This is a genomic window from Chromatium okenii (assembly GCF_016583745.1).
Classification (GTDB): domain Bacteria; phylum Pseudomonadota; class Gammaproteobacteria; order Chromatiales; family Chromatiaceae; genus Chromatium; species Chromatium okenii.
The window spans coordinates 133,151-153,161 of the sequence record NZ_NRRQ01000001.1 but is presented as its reverse complement, the minus strand read 5'-3'; the positions used below and the strand labels follow the sequence as shown (position 1 = coordinate 153,161).

At 58.5% G+C, this 20,011-nt stretch carries 10 protein-coding genes and 2 tRNA genes; 4 read left to right on the top strand and 8 right to left on the bottom strand.

The genetic code is table 11. The annotated features are described in order from the left end of the window. Nucleotides 1-12 precede the first annotated feature (12 nt). Nucleotides 13-1,080 carry a 3-dehydroquinate synthase gene (gene aroB, locus CKO12_RS00645; protein ID WP_200152796.1) on the bottom strand — a complete coding sequence of 356 codons (1,068 nt, stop codon included), beginning with the start codon at nt 1,078-1,080 and terminating at the stop codon, nt 13-15. An 18-nt stretch (nt 1,081-1,098) separates the two neighbouring features. Further along, a complete protein-coding gene (gene aroK / locus CKO12_RS00640; protein ID WP_200152795.1) occupies nt 1,099-1,623 on the bottom strand; it encodes a shikimate kinase AroK in 525 nt (174 codons plus the stop codon). A 348-nt stretch (nt 1,624-1,971) separates the two neighbouring features. Here aroK and CKO12_RS00635 point away from each other — a divergent pair, with 348 nt between their 5' ends. Continuing rightward, nucleotides 1,972-6,090 (top strand): YhdP family protein, encoded by a 4,119-nt coding sequence (locus tag CKO12_RS00635; protein ID WP_200152794.1) that lies wholly within the window; start codon nt 1,972-1,974, stop codon nt 6,088-6,090. A gap of 67 nt (nt 6,091-6,157) precedes the next feature. Here CKO12_RS00635 and gcvPA read toward each other — a convergent pair whose 3' ends face one another. Continuing rightward, nucleotides 6,158-7,516 (bottom strand): aminomethyl-transferring glycine dehydrogenase subunit GcvPA, encoded by a 1,359-nt coding sequence (gene gcvPA / locus CKO12_RS00630; protein WP_200152793.1) that lies wholly within the window; start codon nt 7,514-7,516, stop codon nt 6,158-6,160. Nucleotides 7,517-7,702: 186 nt separating this feature from the next. Between gcvPA and CKO12_RS00625 the strand changes: the two genes are divergently transcribed. The 3 genes from CKO12_RS00625 (at nt 7,703) to CKO12_RS00615 (ending at nt 12,946) form a co-directional block, all read left to right on the top strand. Further along, nucleotides 7,703-9,481: an ABC transporter transmembrane domain-containing protein gene (locus CKO12_RS00625; RefSeq protein WP_200152792.1), complete on the top strand. Its 1,779-nt coding sequence runs from the start codon at nt 7,703-7,705 to the stop codon at nt 9,479-9,481. A 133-nt stretch (nt 9,482-9,614) separates the two neighbouring features. After that, nucleotides 9,615-10,895: an adenosylmethionine--8-amino-7-oxononanoate transaminase gene (gene bioA / locus CKO12_RS00620; protein ID WP_200152791.1), complete on the top strand. Its 1,281-nt coding sequence runs from the start codon at nt 9,615-9,617 to the stop codon at nt 10,893-10,895. A 143-nt stretch (nt 10,896-11,038) separates the two neighbouring features. Next, the gene (locus tag CKO12_RS00615) at nt 11,039-12,946 is read left to right on the top strand and encodes a DEAD/DEAH box helicase (protein WP_200152790.1); all 1,908 of its coding nucleotides are present in this window, start codon (nt 11,039-11,041) and stop codon (nt 12,944-12,946) included. A 155-nt stretch (nt 12,947-13,101) separates the two neighbouring features. Here the strand turns inward: CKO12_RS00615 and CKO12_RS00610 are convergent. The 5 genes from CKO12_RS00610 to CKO12_RS00590 all read right to left on the bottom strand — a co-directional run bounded on the left by CKO12_RS00610 (nt 13,102) and on the right by CKO12_RS00590 (nt 19,975). Then, a tRNA-Glu gene (locus CKO12_RS00610) sits at nt 13,102-13,177 on the bottom strand. A 21-nt stretch (nt 13,178-13,198) separates the two neighbouring features. Further along, nucleotides 13,199-13,274 (bottom strand) — tRNA-Ala (locus CKO12_RS00605). A gap of 107 nt (nt 13,275-13,381) precedes the next feature. After that, nucleotides 13,382-18,097, bottom strand: coding sequence for a PAS domain S-box protein (locus CKO12_RS00600; RefSeq protein ID WP_200152789.1), 4,716 nt, complete (start codon nt 18,095-18,097; stop codon nt 13,382-13,384). Continuing rightward, nucleotides 18,090-18,545: a response regulator gene (locus tag CKO12_RS00595; RefSeq protein WP_200152788.1), complete on the bottom strand. Its 456-nt coding sequence runs from the start codon at nt 18,543-18,545 to the stop codon at nt 18,090-18,092. Before CKO12_RS00595 ends, CKO12_RS00600 begins: the two co-directional genes overlap by 8 nt. Next, nucleotides 18,542-19,975 carry a sensor histidine kinase gene (locus CKO12_RS00590; RefSeq protein WP_242466130.1) on the bottom strand — a complete coding sequence of 478 codons (1,434 nt, stop codon included), beginning with the start codon at nt 19,973-19,975 and terminating at the stop codon, nt 18,542-18,544. The genes CKO12_RS00595 and CKO12_RS00590 overlap by 4 nt, the downstream gene beginning before the upstream one ends. Between the last annotated feature and the right edge of the window lie 36 nt (nt 19,976-20,011).

The window sequence follows — 20,011 nt, the reverse complement described above, 5'->3', positions numbered from 1 at the left end:
GAAACCGCACATTTAATCCAGCGTGGCGCGTAACAATTCCGGTGCCACCTCACCCGTGACAACTGCCGTGCCCAATTGCTGCAATAACACCAACCGCAATTGCCCGTTGAGCACTTTTTTATCCACCGCCATCAATTCCAAAAACCGCTCGGCAGATAAATCGCTCGGCGGCGCAACTGGTAAACCCGCAGCAGCAATCACCCGCCGCACTCGCGCCAGCGCCTCCGCCGTCAACCAGCCCAGCCGCGCCGATAAATCAGCCGCCAGCACCATCCCCGCGCCGACCGCCTCACCATGCAGCCAGTTGCCGTAACCGGTGCCGGTTTCAATCGCATGGCCGAAGGTGTGACCGAAATTGAGCAGCGCCCGCTGCCCAGATTCGTGCTCATCGGCGGCGACAATCTCCGCCTTCACCTCGCACGAGCGCCGGATCGCGTGCGCCAGCGCCGCCGGTTCTCGCGCCAGCAAAGCCGGTAATTGCGCCTCCAGCCAGTCTAAAAACGCGGCATCGCGGATAAAACCGTATTTCAGCACCTCCGCCAATCCCGCCGACAACTCGCGCTGCGGCAGCGTGGCGAGCGTCGCCGTGTCGGCAATCACGGCGCGAGGCTGATAAAACGCGCCGATCATATTTTTGCCCAGCGGATGATTGACGCCGGTTTTGCCGCCGACCGACGAATCGACCTGCGCCAGCAGCGTGGTTGGCACCTGAATGAACGCGACGCCGCGCTGATAACAGGCAGCCGCAAAGCCCGCCATATCGCCAATCACGCCACCGCCGAGCGCAATCAACGTGCAATCGCGGCTCATCCGCGCCGTCAGCAGCGCGTCAAAAATCTGGTTCCACACCTCCAGCGTTTTGTACTGCTCGCCGTCGGGCAAAATCACCTCGCGCACCGTGACGTCGGTCAGCGCCGAGCGCAGCGTCGCCAAATACAGCGGCGCCACCGTCTCATTGGTGACAATCAACACCTGAGCGCCAGCCAGATGCGGGCGATACAGCGCCGCCTCCGCCAGCAGCCCGCTGCCGATGTGGATGGGATAACTGCGCGATCCCAGATCAACTTTGAGCGTGTGCATGATCGACAACCTCCGCGCTCAAGCGTCTTCAGAAGTCAGACGGCGCATGATTTCTTTAATCACCGAGCTGGTGCCGCGCTTCTCGGTTGAAATGACCATATCGGCGACTTGGCGATAGATTGGCTCGCGCTCCTCCATCAGGGCGCGGAGTTTTTCCAGCGGGTCTTCCGTTTCCAACAGCGGGCGTGTGCGGTCGCGGGCGGTGCGCGAATGCTGCTGCTCGGCGCTGCAATGGAGATAAATCACCACGCCGCGAGCGGAAAGATTTTGGCGATTTTCGGGGCTGAGAATCGCGCCGCCGCCAGTCGCCAGCACGATGCGCTCCTCATTGACCAATTCCTCAATGATGAGGCGCTCCCGATTACGAAATCCCGCCTCGCCCTCGAATTCAAAAATGGTCGGAATATCCACTCCGGTTCGGCGTTGAATTTCCTGATCGCTATCTTTGAAGGTGTAAGACAACGCCTCTGCAAGTTGCCGTCCTACGGTGCTTTTACCAGCCCCCATCGGGCCAACGATAAAGATGTTCTGTGCACGCATCATATTGAAAAGTACGCCAGATTGACGGCGCAGGGCGGCGCTGAACGCAAATGCTCGCCGCTGCGCGGGGATGAAAAAAAAGGATGTATTTCAGCCGGTGGTGCGCTGAATTGAAGATCGGAAACCGTCGGTCACTGATCGCTGTGACCATTCTAGCGACACATCTCACCCGGCGCTGGCGAAAAAATTACCACATCGCCACGCCGCGCCGGTTCTTACCATTTGCAGGCAAGCAGCGCAGACACCAAACTTTTGCGTATCTTGGTTGACCGTCACTGCCTCACGATCCCAGCACATGCGCGTAACCATTCCTTTTGCCGCTTCACCACCGCCGCACTGCGCAGGTGCAGCGTGAGCACCATTCGCGTTATCGCCGCAACGCTGGTGCTGGCGCTGCTCACGGCACTGAGCGCCGCGCTGCTATTTGCCGTCACCGGCTTAACGCTGCCGCTCACCGCCACGCAACGCGCCAGCCTCGCCGCCCAACTCAGCCAGCATCTCGGTTATCAAGTCAGTTTTGACGCGCTCGCCGTGCAGCTTCACGACTGGCAACCGCGCTTGATTTTCCAGCACTTTCATGTCGATGCGCCACCGCCAGCGCCACCTGCGTTCACTGCCAGCGCGTTGGAGCTTGATCTTGATCTGGTGGGTTCATGGCGCAGCGCCAGCCCGCAATTCCGGCGTTTTCATCTCGTCGGCGCGGAATTAAACGTGGTGCGCAGCAGCGATAACCGCTGGTTTTTGCAAGGATTTGAAGCGTTAAAAACGCAGCCGGAGATGGTGTCGCGGTTTTTGGCGCAAGGTCACGTCAGCCTAAGCGATAGCACCCTCCAGTTCATTGATGAACGCCAGCCACACGCGACACCGCTGGTGCTGCGGCAGGTCGCGCTGCAACTGCACAACGTTGGTTGGCAGCATCAATTGGAATTGACTGTGATGGCGGCAGCTCACAGCCCACCTACGGTGGGCAAAATCCCCCCCAACCCCCCTTTTTCAAAGGGGGGCGATGAAAAGCCATCTATTGAAAAAAACAAAGACGCAGCATCAAAGCCCCCCTTTGAAAAAGGGGGGTTGGGGGGATTTGAGATAAGGCAGTTAACAGGATTTAATAAAACAGCAAAATTGAATGAAGAACTCCATTTCACTGCCAATTTTAATGGCGATCCCGCCACTCCAGCCGCGTGGGATGGTGAATTGGAATTGCGTTATAACGGCGGCAATCTCGGCGCATTTCTCGCCAGCGCGTTGCCCACAAATACCCGTCTCACTACCACCCGCGCTCATCTCGACAGTTGGCTGCGACTCCGCGCTGGTGCAATTGAACAGGTCGCGCTGCAACTTGATGTGTTGGGAGTGAACGTCGCTGCCACCTCCGCCCTGACCATCGACCGGCTGCAAACCCAAGCCCAACTCCAGCGCCAACCCGACGGCAGTTGGGCATTCACGCTCGTTGATCTCAGCGCCAGCCAACCCAGCTCTCACGGCGGCACCGGCATCGCCGGCGTCAATATCAAGCTGTTGACCACCGCTGCTGGCGCTCCGACGCAGGTGGCAATCACCGCTGACCAGCTTGATCTCGCCGATCTCAGCGCCCTGCTCCGCGCCAGCCCCTGGCCACTTCCTGCGGCACTCACGCCACTGCTCGCCGCCCAGCCGCACGGACGCCTCGCCGAATTCGCCATTCATGCCCAGCGCCCCGCGCCTGATCTCGCGTGGCAATGGCAGACCGCCGCTGCGCTCTTTGTCGTCGGCAGCGCCCGCACCGCCACGCAGCCCGGCTTCAGCGGCATCGATGGTCGGCTCACCGCCAATCAAGACGGCGGTCAACTCCAGCTTGACGCGCAACACCTCACGCTGGACAGCGCAGTCACCGCCGCGCCGCTCGGTTTCGACCAACTCAGCGGTCAACTCCAGTGGCAGCGCACCGCCGCTGGCAGTTGGCAGTTTGACGGGCGTGAGCTGCAATTTGCCAACGCCGATCTGAGCGGCAGCGCCCGTTTTGCACTGAATCTGCCGCCGGACGGCAGCAGCCCGCAGCTCGAATTGCACGGACAACTGCGCAATCTGCCCGCAGCGCGAGTGACGCAGTATTTGCCGATCAACAAACTTTCACCGCCGCTGGTGGCGTGGTTACAACGCGCTCTGCTCGCCGGGCGCATCACCAGCGCCGATCTCGATTTCAACGGTCGGCTGGCGGATTACCCGTTTCGAGATCGCCCCGGTCACTTTGATCTGCGTCTCGCCTTCGCCGAGTTGCAATTGGGCTATCACGCCGACTGGCCGCCGCTCACTGCCGCCACCGGCACTCTGCATCTGCACAATCAAGGGCTAAAAATTGCGGTGCAGCGCGGGCGCATTTATGACAGCGATTTCACTGCGGGCGCAGTGGACATTCCCGAACTGCACGCGCTGCAACAGGTCGTCATTCACGGCGAGATCGCGGGGCCGTTTAGCGATGGCGTGCGGGCGCTGACGACCACGCCACTGGCAACCAAACTCGGTGCCGTCGGCAAACTGCTGACCGTCAGCGGGCGCTCGCAGCTCGCGCTGACGGTGACGGTGCCGCTGGTGAAAGGAAATCACGTTGGCGTCAGCGGGAAGCTCAGTTGGCCGCAACCGGCAACGCTCACGCTGCGCGATACGCTGGTGCAGCTCACGGCGCTCGGCGGGGCGCTGCATTTCACGGAAAGCGGGCTGCGCAGCGAGGCGCTGACGGCGAAATTGTGGGGACAAGCGACGCAGCTCAAGCTCGCTACCGAAGGCACGGCATCTGCGCTGCGGCTGCGCATCAATGCCGAATCGAAAACACCGCTGCCGGAATTGGCGCAGCAGGTGCCGAGTCCGTTGTGGGTACATGCGAGCGGGGCGTTGGCGTGGCAATTGGCGGTGACGGTGCCGCCGGCGGGCACGACGCCGCTGGCGCTGGACTATCGGTTGACATCTGATCTGCGCGGCGTGGCGCTCAAACTGCCCGCTCCGCTCGGCAAACTCGCGCCAGCCGTACAAAAACTGGCGCTGGACGGAACGCTGATTCCCAAGCAGACGTTGACGCTCAACGGCACGGTCGGCGCGTTGGCAACGCAGCTCAAGCTGGCGCTGGAAGACCGTGGCGCTCGCATCATTGGCGGGCAATTGCGCTTGGGTGTAGCCAAATCCCCCCCAACCCCCCTTTTCCAAAGGGGGGAGAACGCGTCCGAGCTGCTGCTCGTGGGACGGCTAAAAGAGTTAAATCTGGGGGCGTGGATTGAGCTGTTTGGGGCGCAAGTCTCCGCAGTGAGTGCCAAAAAACCCGCGTCATCTCAAAAAGGCGGGGCGGCGGTGCCGCTGGCGCTTGATCTGCGCGTGGAGCGGCTGGCGCTGGGCACATTGCGGTTTCACAACGTGACGATCAAACGCGAGGCGATGCAGCCAGCGGGTGAAATCACGATTAAAGCCAATGAGTTAGCTGGCAAGGTGCGGCTGGCAGACGGCGCAGCACGTCCGCTGGCGCTGACGTTGGAGCGGTTGGATTTACAGCCGTTGTTGGCACCAGCAGCGGATGCTAAAGCGCAGCAGGCGCAAAAAACGAAAGCGAAAGCGACATTGCCGCCGCCGGTGGAGCTGCCGTCGCTGGAGCTGCGGGTGGCGGATTTACGCTGGAATCAGACGACGCTGGGACGGCTGGAGCTGGCGCTGCGCCGCACGGCGGACGAGCAGCGGTTGGAGCGGTTGACGCTTGATAACGCGGGTGTGCTGACTGCCAGCGGCAGCGGTAGTTGGCAACGCGGCGCGGGTGGTGGTCAGAGTGCGGTCAAGTTGACGCTGAAGACGGAGCAGTTGGGCACGGTGCTGCGGCTGTTGGATGAAGCCAGCGCGGTTGAGGCGGGACGCGCTCGTGCGGAATTGCAGTTGAATTGGCGCGGCGGTTTCAACGCTTTTCAGTGGCAAACGGCGGAGAGTGTGATTGATGTTGACGTGGGCGCGGGGCGACTGCTGAAGGTGGAGCCGGGGCTGGGACGGCTGCTCGGCGTGATTAATTTTGGGGCGTTGAGTCGGCGTTTGACTTTAGATTTCAGTGATTTATATGGCAAAGGATTTGCATTTGAACGCATCAAGGGGCGCGTGAGCATTCGTGACGGTCGCGCTGAGGTCAGCGGTTTTACGATTGACGGTCCGGCTGGGCTGGTTCAGATCGAGGGCGAAACCGATTTGATCGCTCGCCAATTCAACCAAACGGTGACGGTTGCGCCCAAACTGGGATCGGGCATCGCGCTGGCGGGCGCGGTGGCGGGCGGGCCGGTGGTGGGCGCGGCGGTGTATTTGGTGGATAAGGTGGCGGGCAATCCGTTTGATCGGCTGACGCGCTATCGCTATCGGGTGACTGGCTCGTGGCAGGAGCCGAAGTTTCAGCGCGTGGGCTGGGAGTCGTTTCTGAATCCCAGCGTGCCCAAAGTGCGGGAGGAGACGAATCACTTTTTAAGCGATCATTGAATTGAGTTGGCGGTTGTCAGTGACAACGACGTTTTTTTACTGACAACTGACAACTTTTTTCAATCAGTTACAGCACCTGCGCCAGCGCGGTGGCATACGCCACCATTTCCTCTTCCGTGCGCTGTTCGGTGGCGCAGATCAATAACGCTGCGCCCAGCTCTGGATAATCCGCACTCAAATCAAAGCCGCCGAGAATGTTTTGTGCCGCTAACGCCGTCAGTACGGCGGCAACGGGTGTCGGCAGTCGCAGGGCTTGTTCGTGAAAGATCGTGCGCTCAAAGATCGGCGCCACACCCGGAATCGCACTCAGCAACGCACTTAAACGACGGGTGTTGGCGTGACAGGCAGCCGCCACTCGCGCCAGCCCTTCCGCTCCCAACAGCGCCAGATGAATGGTCGCCGCTGTCACCATCAAGCCTTGATTGGTGCAAATGTTGGAGGTCGCTTTGCCGCGCCGAATATGTTGCTCCCGTGCCTGCAACGTCAGCGTAAAACCGGGTTTGCCGTCAGCATCCAGCGTGCGCCCCACGATCCGCCCGGGCAGTTGGCGCACTAACTCTTTGGTACAACAGAGAAATCCGGCATAAGGGCCGCCGGATGATAACGGCATTCCCAGCGGTTGCGCCTCGCCGCAGGCAAGATCAGCGCCTGCCTTGCCCCAGTCAGCGGGCGGACTCAACAGCGCCAGCGCGATAGGATTCACCACCGCAATGACCAGCATCTGGCGGGCATGTGCCCAATCGGTGAGCGCGTCCACCTCTTCGAGAACGCCAAAAAAATTCGGCTGCGGGATGACCAGCGCCGCGAATTCTTCAGCACCCGCCGTCGTGTCGAGCAGCTCCAGCGCGGTGTGACCGCCCTTTGGATCGAAGGGAATCGTCACCAATTCGATACCTTGCGCGGCAACCAGCGTGTGTACTGTGCGCCGATACGCGGGATGTAAGGTGGCCGGCATCAACACGCGCTGCGATTTGGTGCGACGATTGGCGCGAACTGCCATCAACACCGCTTCCGCCAATGCCGACGCACCGTCGTATAACGACGTATTGGAAACCGCCAAGCCGGTGAGCGCCGTCATCATGGATTGGAATTCGTACAGCACTTGCAAGGTGCCCTGACTGGCTTCGGCCTGATAAGGCGTGTAGGCGCTGTAAAATTCGCCCCGCGAGACGAGTTGCCACACGGCAGCGGGGATGTGATGGTCATACGCGCCAGCGCCGATGAAACAACACGCTTGCCCATCGGCGCGGGCGCGAGCGGTCATCAGGCGGGTGATGTCCAGCTCCGCCAGCGCGGGCGGTATGGCAGCGAGCGTGTTGACTTTGAGCGCGGCGGGAATTTCCGCAAATAACTCATCAATTGCAGCAACACCGATGGTCGCTAACATGGCGGCGGTATCGGCGGCGGTGTGGGGAATAAACGGCATGACAGCGAATTCCAGACTGATTAAATAATTGACTGCGGTCAATAGCGAGAGGAGGAATCAGCATACCAGAAAGTGAATAACAATTGCGATTGCTGGCAATCACTTTCAACCGCTGCTGCCCTTATTTTTAGTTAAAAACGGATTGAGCCAATCAAGCTGCTGCTCAATCATCATTGAGAATTTTTTATGCGTCACACTTCCGCTGATCTGCCGCAACGCCCCACCACGCGCAAACTCGACCCGCTCATGCAATTATTGCATTTCATTCTTCCGTATCGCTGGCAAGCAGTGATTGCAATGGTGGCGTTGTTAATTGCAGCAGGCGCAGTACTGGCATTTGGACAAGTTATTCGCGTGGTGGTTGATTCCGGTTTAGGCACGACGGGTTCTGCCGCCACTTTGAATCGCTCTCTGCTGCTGTTTTTAATTGTGGTGGTATTGATGGCCAGCGCGGTAACGGTGCGCTCGTATTTGCTCAATTGGCTGGGTGAGCGGGTGGTGGCGGATATTCGCAAAGCAGTCTTTGGGCGGGTGTTGGATTTAGATGTGGGATTTTTTGAAATCACCCGCGCTGGCGAGGTGATTTCACGTTTGACGGGCGACACCGCGTTATTGCAGGTCGTCGTCGGTTCCACCTTGGCGATGGCATTACGCACGTCGTTATTGGTACTCGGCGGGGTGGTAATGTTGGCGATCACCAGTCCGGGCTTGATGGGATTGGTGTTATTGGGCTTGCCGCTGGTGATTGGGCCGACGTGGTTATTAGGGCGACGGGTGCGGGCGCTGTCACGGTCAAGTCAGGATCGAATCGCTGACGTGGGCGCATATATCGACGAGGTGATTCACGGCATTCGCACGGTGCAGGCGTTTTGCCACGAGCCGCTGGATCGGGCGCGATATGGCGAGCAGGTGGAATCGGCATTTACGGTGGCGCTGCAACGGTCGTTGACGAGCGCGATTTTGTCGGGAGTGGCGACGCTGTTGACGTTTGGTGCGATTGGGGTGGTGCTGTGGATCGGCGGACATCAGGTGCTGGATGGCGTATTGAGCGGCGGCGAGCTGTCAGCGTTTCTGTTTTATGCGGTGGTGGTCGCCGGCGCAGTGGGTTCTTTGAGCGAATTAGTGGGGCAATTGCTGCGCGGCGCGGGTGCGAGTGAGCGGTTGCTGGAATTGTTAGAGATGCGCCCGAAGTTGGTGGCACCCGCGCAGCCAGTACGGTTGCCGGTGCCAGCGCGGGGGCAGATCATGTTTCAAAACGTGCATTTTCAGTATCCGGCGCGTCCAGACACGGCGGCGCTGACGGAGGTGACGTTCACGGTGGCGGCGGGCGAGCGGCTGGCGCTGGTGGGGCCGTCGGGAGCGGGAAAAACGACGTTATTGCAATTGCTGCTGCGGTTTTACGATCCGGCGGCGGGAGTGATTCGGTTTGATGGCGTCGATCTGCGCGAGTTGGGGCTGCACGATTTGCGGCAACAACTGTCGCTGGTGCCGCAAGACCCGATCATTTTTGGCGCGGATGCGTGGGAAAATATCCGCTATGGCATGGCGACGGCGACGGATGAAAATGTGCGGCGGGCAGCGGCGGCGGCGCACGCGACCGATTTTTTAGAGCGGCTGCCGCAGGGATTTCACACCTATTTGGGCGAGCGCGGGGTGCGGTTATCGGGCGGTGAGCGCCAGCGCATTGCGATTGCCCGCACGATTTTGCGCAATCCGACCTTGCTGTTGCTGGATGAAGCGACCAGTGCGCTGGATGCGGAAAGTGAGCGATTGGTGCAGGATGCGCTGGAGACGTTAATGCGCGGTCGCACCAGCATTGTGATTGCGCATCGCTTGGCAACGGTGCGCAATGCGGATCGGATTTTAGTATTGGATCAGGGGCGAATTGTGGCGGCTGGTCGCCATGAAGAATTGATGACGGAAGGTGGTTTGTATGCGCGGTTGGCGGCGCTGCAATTCCAATGAGGTTAATTGAGTTGGCAGTTAAAAAACTAAAAAATCTGTTTGTTAATTGTCAACGCTTTTTCATCACCGGATTAAAAAATAACCGCCATTCATTAACGCGCCTCACTGACAACTGACAACTTTGTTAAAACAAATGACCGCCGCCACCATCCTCGCCCTTGATCACGCTCACGTCTGGCATCCCTACAGCTCGCCGTTCACGACCGATCCGATTTATCCCGTCCGCGCCGCGCACGGCTGCCAGTTGGAGCTGATGGACGGCCAAACGCTGCTGGACGGGATGTCCTCGTGGTGGTGCGCCATTCACGGCTACAACCATCCCGTGCTCAACCACGCCATCCGCGACCAGCTCGATCAAATGGCGCACGTCATGTTTGGTGGCTTGACCCACGCGCCAGCAACGCAGTTGGCACAAACGCTGGTCGATTTGACGCCCGCACCGCTGCAACACGTCTTTTTCTGCGATTCCGGCTCGGTGGCAGTGGAAGTGGCGATCAAGCTGGCGCTGCAATTTTGGGCAGCGCAGCAGCGCCCCGAAAAATGTCGCCTGCTCACCATCCGCAGCGGCTATCACGGCGACACGTTCAACGCCATGTCGGTTTGCGATCCCGTCACCGGAATGCACCACCTCTTTCACAACGTCCTGCCGCGCCAGCTCTTTGCGCCTGCGCCGCCGTGTCGCTTCGGCAGCGCCTGCCAACCGGCAGACATCGCGCCGTTCGCGCAGCTCTTGACTGCGCACCAGCACGAAGTGGCCGCCGTGATTTTAGAGCCGATTGTGCAGGGCGCAGGCGGGATGCGCTTTTACAGTGCCGCATATTTGGCGCAAGTGCGGGCGCTGTGCGATCAATTTGACGTGCTGTTGATTGCGGATGAAATCGCCACCGGCTTCGGGCGCAGCGGTCGCCTGTTTGCCTGCGAACACGCCGACATCGCTCCTGATCTGATGACGGTCGGCAAGGCGCTGACCGGCGGCTATCTCACGCTGGCGGCGACGCTCACCACCCACCGCATCGCGCAGACCATCGCTGACGGCGATCCGGGCGTGTTCATGCACGGCCCGACGTTCATGGGCAATCCGCTGGCGTGCGCGGTCGCCAACGCCAGCATCAACTTATTATTGAGCACCGACTGGCAAGCCAATATCCGCCGCATCGAACAGCAGTTAAATGACGGCTTGGCGGCGTGTCGGGAGCTGCCGAGCGTGGCAGAAGTGCGCGTTCTCGGTGCAATCGGCGTGGTCGAACTGCGCCAGCCCGTCGCGCTGCGCGACATTCAACCGGAATTCGTCAAGCGCGGCGTATGGGTGCGCCCGTTCGGACGGCTGGTGTATTTAATGCCGCCCTACATCATCAGCGATGCCGAATTAGTGCAATTATGTGAGGCCGTGCGCCAAGTCGTTGCCACACTTTGAAATCCGCGCCAGCAGAATCCGGCTTGCCGCAGCGCAGTGAATCATTGACAATGTCGCGTTTTCTTGCGAATTCAAACCTGAACAGCTCTTTAGCTCTGTCATCAGGTCGCGTTTTTCCCCCTCCCCCCTCTTGAGGCTCCATCATGGACACCCCCGACACGAGCACCGGTTTCGGCGACCTCGGTCTTGCACCTATCATTGCCCAAACCGTCCGCGATCTTGGCTACGAAACGCCCACCGCGATTCAAAGCCAGTGCATTCCCCATCTTTTGGCTGGCCGCGATCTCCTCGGTCAGGCGCAGACCGGCACCGGCAAAACGGCGGCCTTTGCGCTGCCGCTCCTCAGTCGCATCGACTTTGAATTACAACAGCCACAAGTCTTGGTGTTAGCACCCACCCGCGAGCTGGCGCTGCAAGTCGCAGAAGCCTTTCAGGGCTATGCTAAAAACATCAAAGGATTCAACGTGCTGCCGATTTATGGCGGCCAAGCCTACGGGCTGCAACTCAGCCAACTGCGCCGCAATCCACAGGTCATCGTCGGCACGCCCGGTCGCGTAATGGATCACATCCGGCGCGGCACCTTGGCGCTCGACGGCATCAAAACGCTGGTGCTCGACGAAGCCGATGAAATGCTCAACATGGGCTTTGCTGAAGACATCGACTGGATTTTTGAACAGGCACCGAAGACGCGGCAGGTCGCGCTGTTTTCGGCGACGATGCCGCCCGCGATTCGCCGCGTGGCGCAGGATCGACTGGTCAATCCGGTGGAAGTGCGCATCGCCTCCGCCACCGCTACCGTTGACACCATCGACCAGCATCACTGCGTCGTCACCCGTTTTCACAAGCTCGACGTGCTCACCCGCATTCTGGAGCTGGAAGCCTTTGATGGCATGTTGATTTTCGTGCGCACCAAAAATGCCACCATCGAACTGACCGACAAGCTCAAGGCGCACGGTTTCGCTGCTGAACCGCTCAACGGCGACATGAATCAGGAAATGCGCGAGCGCACCGTCGAACGCTTCAAACAGGGACAGCTTGATATTTTGGTCGCCACCGATGTCGCCGCTCGCGGGCTGGATGTCGAACGCATCAGCCACGTCGTCAATTACGACATCCCCACCGATCCTTCCGCCTACGTCCACCGCATCGGTCGTACCGGACGTGCCGGTCGTGCGGGGCGGGCAATTTTGCTGGTAGAACCACGCGAGCGCGGCTTGCTGCGGGCGATTGAGCGCACCATTCGCCGCGATGTGCCAGCGATGAATCCGCCGTCGGCAGCGGCGCTGAGTGAGTCACGGATTGACCGCTTCATCACCGAAGTGCGCAAAACGATGACCGATCAAGATTTGGATTTCTTTTACCGGCTGCTGGCGCGGATCGCGCAGGAGCAGGAAATCGACATGATGGACATCGCCGCTGCGCTGGCTTATCTCAATCAGCGCGAACGTCCGTTGAATATCAAGGAAGATTTGCCGCCGCCGCCGCGCCGGGAATGGACGGAACGTCCGCCGCAGCGTTCCGATGCTCGTTCCGACAGTCGTGAAGAACGTCGTCCGCGCCCAGAACGTGACGGGCAACGCGATGACAGTCGTCCGCGTCCAGAACGCAGCAGCGGTGGTCGCCGTGATGCAGGCGATTTGATGAGTTATCGGATTGAAGTCGGACATCAACACGGCGCGACGCCGCGTGAGATCGTCGGCGCGATTGCGAATGAAGCGGGCTTGGAAGGACGTTTCATCGGTCGCATCAACATTCAAGATGACTATTCAATCGTTGATTTACCAAAAGAAATGTCCCGCGACATGGTGGCGCATCTTAAGCGCGTTTTTGTGCGCGGACAGGCGTTGCGGATCACTCCTGCTGATGGTGTGCATCCGCCGCCAATGTCAGCACCTGCGCCGCGTGACGCGCCGCCGCGTTTTCATTCTTCCGACACGCACGACAAGGCACCGCGTCCGCGGCGTCCGAATGACAGCGCAGCACCGCGTCGTCATGCGCCAGAACGTGATGGGCACTCGGAGCGGGGAACGCCGCGCAAACCGCGTGATTAACTCGCGCTTGCTGCGCTCTTGAGACACACAAAACCCGCGTTGCCACTGGCACGCGGGTTTTTATTTACCCAATAAAATTAAGCAGTTATTCGTGGCCGCTTAGAATAATGGGCACAAAAAAACAGGCATCTGGTGACAGATGCCTGCTGCTAAAGTGGCGTCCCCACGGGGGTTCGAACCCCGGTTACCGCCGTGAAAGGGCGATGTCCTAGGCCACTAGACGATGGGGACTAGATTAAATCGTCGGAAACCTGGTGGAGCCAGGCGGGATCGAACCGCCGACCTCAACACTGCCAGTGTTGCGCTCTCCCAGCTGAGCTATGACCCCGCGATTGGCGCTTTCCGTGTGCCAGCGTTTCGAGACGCGCATCATAACGGCTTTTCTTTATTTGTCTAGCCTAAATTCACTTCTAAACGTACACGCTTGATTTATATCTAAACTTTTAACGTCCGCAACGTTTCCAGCGCCGCTTGGTAATCAAAGCGTTCAATTTGTCGCCCCAATTGTTGCGCCAGCTCCCCGAACAGTTGCCGTAACAGTGCTTCATTTTCATCAAATGTCGTATTCGCCGCCGTGTCGTCAATCATCAATAACGTCTCCAAACGAGCGATCACCTCCATCACCAGCGCTGGCTCCAGCGTCACCGGGGCGGCTGGCAACGGCGCTGGCGCACGTTCCCGCTGCCACGCTTGAATCTCGCTCAACAACATCTCCAGCAACTCGGCGAGCTGAAACGCTTGATTGATCGCTGCGGGCAGCTTGGCGCGGGCGCTGCGCTCGGTTGCCGCCGCCAGCGTTTGCAACGGCACCGCAAACAGATTGCCCGCCGTGCTTTTGAGACCGTGCGCGAGAAATGCCAGTTGTGTGAAATCGCTCGCGCTGGCGCTCTCGCGCAAATCCGCCGCCAAGGTGGTGCTGCTCACCAGCATCGACTCCAACAGCTTGGGCAAAAATTCAAGCCGCTGCCGATAACGCTGCGCCAGCGCCTGCCAATCAACCAGCGCCGGCGGTGCTGACGGAACCGGCAGCGGTGGTGCCGCCAGCAACGGCGCAGTCGTGCGAGTGTCAATCAGAGGTGGTGCGGCTGGCAGCGGCGTGGTGTGTTGCACAATCACTGCAATCAACCGCTCCAAATCCACCGGTTTGGCAACGTGAGCGACCATCCCCGCTGCGAGGCAATGCTGGCGCTCGGCAGCCAGCGCATGAGCCGTCAGTCCAATGATCGGCAGATGAGGGCGCAGCGCGTGAATTTGCCGCGTGGCTTCAATCCCATCCAACACCGGCATCTGCACATCCATCAAAATCAAATCAAACGCATTGGGATCGTTATGGCGCACCCGCTCCACCGCCTGCGCCCCATTTTCCACCTGCACCAGCCAACAGCCCTCATCGCGCAGCAATTCCTCCAGCACCAGCCGATTGGTCGGATTGTCTTCCGCCACCAAAATCACCAGCCCGTGCAGACGCGGCGCGTGCTGCACCGACAGCGGCGTAAAACCGCTGCCCGCCGTTGGCGCATTCGTGAGCGCATTGATCACGCCTTGCGGCTCACGCAGCGGCAGGCACACGCGAAAACAGGTGCCGACGCCGACCTGACTGGTCACGCTGATCGTGCCGCCCATCATGTCCACCAGCCGCTTGCTGATCGCCAAGCCCAAGCCAGTGCCGCCGAACCGCCGCGTGATCGAACCATCCGCTTGTTCAAAGGGGCGAAACAGCCGCGCCACATGCGTCTCGGTCATGCCGATGCCCGTATCCGCCACGCTGAGGCACAACCATTCCTGCTCATGGATTTCCACCGCCGCCGTCACGCGCACGCTGCCGCGCTCGGTGAATTTGATCGCGTTGGACAGCAGATTGCCCAGCACCTGCGTCACCCGCAGCGCATCGCCGGCACAAGTCGCCGGCAACTCCGGCGCCAGCGCCACCCGCAGCTCCAACTGTTTATCAGCCGCCCGTCCGCGCAATTGATCAGCGGCGTGATCGATCACCGCGTGGACATCCATCACGCCCGGGTCGATGCTGAGTTTGCCGGCTTCAATTTTGGAGAAATCCAAAATGTCGTTGACGATGCCCAGCAGCAATTGCCCTGAATCCAAGATGCGCTTGAAAAAATCCTGCGCCTTGCGCCCGTCATTTTGACGCACCCCAATTTGCGCAAAGCCCAGCACCGCGTTCAGCGGTGTGCGAATTTCGTGGCTCATATTGGCGAGAAATTCGCTTTTCAGCCGCGCCAGCCGCTCCGCTTCCACCAGCGCCGCTTCCCGCGCCGCCTCGGTTTGTTTTTGCACTGAAATATCAAAAAAACTCACCACCGCGCCAATCAAGACGCCGTTGCGATACATCGGATGCGACGAATACGCCACTGGGAAGGGATGACCGTCAGCGTGCCAAAACACATCCTCATCTTGGCGCAGCACCTGCCCGGCTTTCAAAGACCGTTGAATCGGGCACTCCGCTTTGGGATAGGGCGAACCATCGGCGCGGGTGTGATGAATCAGATCGTGCATCGACTGACCGAGCACCTGTGCTGCGGTGTAGCCGAGCATCGTGCAGGCGGCGGGATTGATAAACGTCGCAAAACCTTCGGTGTCTTCACCGTACAGCCCATCGGCGCTGGATTCGAGAATCAGGCGACTGCGTTCCTCGGTGCTTTTTAATTCCGCCGTGCGGATTTCCACCAGCTCCTCCAAATGCAGGCGGTAGTGTTTCAGTTCTTCTTCCACCCGCTTATGCGCGGTGATGTCTTCTTTGACGGCGAGATAATGCGTGACGCGCCCATCGGGTTGGCGCACCGGCGAGATGATCGCCAATTCCACATAATCGGAACCATCTTTGCGGCGATTTTGAAACTCACCGCGCCACACCTCGCCATCAGTCAGCGTTGCCCACAGCGCGTCATACACATGGCGCGGCGTGTGTCCAGATTGGAGAATGCGCGGATTTTGGTGATTTGCCTCGTCGAGGGTGTAGCCGGACACGCGGGTAAAAGCCGGATTGGCGTATTCAATTTTCGCGTTGAGATCGGTGATCACGATGCTGGTGGGGCTTTGCTCAACTGCCAGCAGCAGCTTGTGCAATTCTTCATCCGCCCGTTTCCGCGCCGTGATGTCGAGATGGGTGCCGGCCATGCGCAGCGGTTGACCAGCGGCATCGCGGGCGACGACCTTGCCGCGATCCAACATCCACAGCCAGTGCCCATTTTTATGGCGCAGGCGGATTTCGCACTCGTAATAGGGCGTTATTCCTTGAAAATGTTGCGCTAATTTTTCCTGCGCCTGCGCCAAATCGTCTGGATGCGTCAAATCAAGCCACATCTGGATCGTGAGCGGCTCCAGCTCGGCGAGCTGATAACCGAGCATCTGCGCCCAGCGATCATTGAGCTGCACTGTGCCGCTGGGAATCTGCCAATCCCACATCCCCATATCGGAGCCTTCCAGCGCCAGCTCCAGCCGTTCTCGACTTTCCTCCAGCGCCTGTTCTAACGCCTGCCGCGCCGTCACGTCGTCATACACCGTGACCAATTCGCCATGCGGGAGGCGATAGACGAAATTTTCGCGCCAGCCGCTGATGCGCTCATCTTCATAAAAAACTGGCGGCACATATTCGGACTCACCGCTGCGCCACACCCGTTGGAACACCTCCAACAAGCCGCTGGCGACAATGTTGGGAAATACCTCGGTCACGCGCCGTCCGCTCAAGTCAGCGCGGTTGAGACCTTCAATGTGCTCAACGGCGCAATTGACCTCGCGGAAACAAAAATCCAAACCATCGGCAGTGGCGTCGTACACGCACACGCCGCTGCGCATGTTGGCAAATAGGGCATGAAAACGCTCCTCGCTCTCGCGCAACGCCTGTTCTGCGCGGCGCTGACGGACGATGCGCCAGATTTCATTGGCGATGAGTTGGATGCTTTCGACATCCAGCTCGGTATACAAACTGCTTTTATTGCCCACCCCGGCGATCATCCGCACCTGCTCGCCATCCAGCACCGGCACGCTAATCAAGCGCGTGAGCGCGGCATGTCCCGCTGGCAAGCCGCGTTGCTTCGGAGCGGTGGCGTAATCGTTGAACATCACCGGCGCTCGCTCCCGCAGCGCCTCCGCCCAGAGACCAGCTTCACTAACCGGGTAATGGCTGTCATACGCGGCGCTGCAATAGCGTTCCAAGGTGCGCTGCGACCAAGTAACCAATTCGATGGTTTCCTGATCGTCATTGACGAAATGAATGAAGGAAATGGTGCTGTCGGTCAGCTCCTCGGCGAGCTCCAGCCCGACCTGCATAAAGTCAACTTCGTTGCGCGATTCGGCAGCGCGGGGCAATTCCAGCAGGGCGCTGGCGCGACGCGCTTGCAACAGCAACGTCGCCACTTGCCGCTTGCGTTCGGTCACATCACGGTCGATGCCGCGATAGCCCAGCAGTTCACCGCTGGCGCTGAGGATTGGAATGCCGCTGGTTTCCATTTCTACCAAGCTGCCGTCGCGGTGTTGGCAGGTATTTTCCAGCAACGAAAAGGGCGCAGCAGTGGCGAAGATGCTGGCAAAGTGGGCGCTGACCTGCGCGATGGCAGCGGGCGGCATGAACGCAGTGAAATGACGCCCCAGCATTTCCGCCGGCGCGTAGCCGAGCAGCCGTTGCGAGGCGGGGCTGACGTAGGTGTAGCACCCGTCAACGTCCACTTCCCAAATCCAATCCAGCGTCGTCTCCACGATGGCGCGAAACCGCTCTTCACTGTCGCGCAACGATTGCTCCGCGTGTCGCAGCGCCTTTTGCTGGCGCGAGGTGGTCAGCGCCCGCTCCAGCGCCATCGGCAGCCGCGTTAATAAGTGCTTGAGAACATAGTCATTTGCGCCTTTGCACAGCAGCTCAACCGCGCCTTCTTCGCCGAGCGCACCGGTCACAAAAATAAAAGGCAGATCGGGATCGCGCTGGCGCACCAAAGCCAACGCTTGCAAACCGTCAAATTGCGGCAGGCTGTAATCGGCGAGGATCGCGTCGGGACGGAAATCATTGAGCGCCGTGAGAAAAGGCTCGCGTTGATCGACACGCTGGGCAAGCAACACTAAACCAGATTTTTTCAAAAAGCGTTCAATCAACTCCGCATCAGCGGGATGATCTTCTAATAATAAAATACGTAGTTGTTCACTCATTTCTAATATCAGGAGGAACGCGATTGACTAAAACCCAATACATGCCTAAGTCAGCGACGGTACGCGCAAACTCATCAAAAGCAACCGGTTTTGCCACAAAGCTATTAACGCCCAATTCATAAGTCGCCACCAAATCTTGTTCTTCTTTGGACGAGGTGAGAATCACCACCGGCAAATCACGGGTCTCAGGATTGGCGCGAATTTGCGCTAATACTTCAATCCCGTCTAATTTCGGCAAGCGTAAATCCAGCAACACGACTCGCGGCAACGTTTTTGAACGTCCCACATGTTCGCCGCGCTGGAATAGAAAATCTAAGGCTTCTACTCCATCTTTTACCCATTCCAAACGATTGGCAAGATGATGTTTTTTTAGAGCGCGAATCGCCAACTCTGCATCATTTGGATTATCTTCAACCAGCAAAATATCAACGGCAAATTCACGGTTCATGCGTTGCTCTCGACAAAAGGTTGCATAAAAGGCAGTGATGAAGTGGTGATTGGCAAGTGAAAACAGAAGGTCGCGCCCGCGCCCACTGCACCAGTGCCTTCAACAGTTCCTTGATGTTTTTGAACAAAGCGTTTCACAATGGCTAATCCAACGCCAGTGCCTTCAAATTCTTCCATCCCGTGCAGCCGTAAGAATAAACCAAAGAGTTTATTTTGATAAGCGGGATCAAAACCCACGCCGTTATCACTCACGCAATAACGCAGCATATCGCCGCGAGGTGCGGCGCTCACTTGAATGTGTGCCGATTCACGTCCAGCGGTAAATTTTAGCGCGTTATCCAATAAATTTTGCCAGACCTGCCGCAAAGCGCGGGCGTCGCCGTGAATTGGCGGCAGTTCAGCGCAGTCGAATTCCACCACCCGCTCGGGATGGCGTTCCATTAACTGCTCCCAGACTTCGCGCACTAACGCATTCATATCAATAGGTTTTAGTTCTAACTCCAAACGTCCGGCGCGAGATAATGCCAAGATGTCGTTAATTAACTGCTCCATTTTTTTGGCGTTATTGCTGACGACAGCGAATAAGCGCAAGCCTTCGGTATCCAATACTGGCGCGTATTCTTCCATTAAAATTGCGACAAAACCATCAATGGCGCGGAGGGGAGCGCGTAAATCATGCGAGACGGAATAACTAAAATTTTCTAAATCTTGCACCGCATTTTCTAATTCGCTCAAATGAATGCTGCGCTCGTGTTCAGCGTGCGCAAGTCGCTGCGCCATTTGATTAAATTCGTTGGCGAGTTGATTAAATTCATCGTTGCCAGCTAATCGCAGCGGGGAAAAATGATGCTTGGTTCCTTGCGCTAAGGTGCCAATTCGCAAGACATGCAGCGCCGTTGCAATGCGCCAGAGCACCGGCACCATGAGTGCTAAACTCAACAGCGCGGCGGCAATAATTAACAGGAATTCGGTTTGCCACAGTTGATCGCTAAACAGTGTGGTTTGCAGATGACCGAGATAGTGCAAGCGATGTAAGCGGGGTTGAATTTGGCTAATTTCAATCTGCAAGCGTTGCGCGAGTGCTTGAATCTGGCTGATTTCTGGTGCCGTTAAGGTGGGCAAATAACGCGCATCAAGTTCTAAAATCAATCCCTGCAATTGCCAGACGTGTCGCCGTAATTCATCCACAATTTCCGGCGGCGCGGCTGAGGCAAACCGTTGTCCCGTTAAATAAATTTGAATGTTTAAGGAATCGGTCAAGAGATATATTTTGTACCGCTGCGAATGACTGCGGGTTTCAAGAAATCGCTGCATGGCGGCTTCTAATTGTTCGATTTGATCGAGCATTCCATCTGCAATGGTGGTGAGATCGCGCAATTCGCGCAGATGGTGATGTCCATGATAAGCGGTCACTCCAAAAATGACCGCCATCAACAGAGGTAAAACGCCAATGAATTTGAGTTTTGT